1 protein-coding gene is annotated in these 244 nt (G+C 61.9%); it reads right to left on the bottom strand.

The genetic code is table 11. The annotated features are described in order from the left end of the window. The coding region (locus SB764_RS43805) for a hypothetical protein (RefSeq protein WP_410867279.1) at positions 1 to 244 on the bottom strand (244 nt) is incomplete at both ends.

Raw genomic sequence — 244 nt, 5'->3', positions numbered from 1 at the left:
ACATCCGCAAGATAGGTCAGCAGCTTGGTAGCGCGGTCCTGACGCTTGACCTGCGCGAACAGTTCCGGCGTCGAATCGATGAAGCGGGTCGTATAGGTGTTGTTGAGGAAACTCGGATGGCCGATGATGGCTTCGAGGAAGGTCAGGTTGGTGGCGACGCCGCGGATACGGAACTCGCGCAGCGCGCGGTCCATGCGGGAAATCGCTTCCGACGGGTTCGGCGCCCAGGCCGTGACCTTCACCA

Source organism: Paraburkholderia sp. SIMBA_027 (assembly GCF_046535315.1).
GTDB lineage: Bacteria > Pseudomonadota > Gammaproteobacteria > Burkholderiales > Burkholderiaceae > Paraburkholderia > Paraburkholderia tropica.
This window is presented reverse-complemented; position numbering and strand designations above follow the sequence as displayed.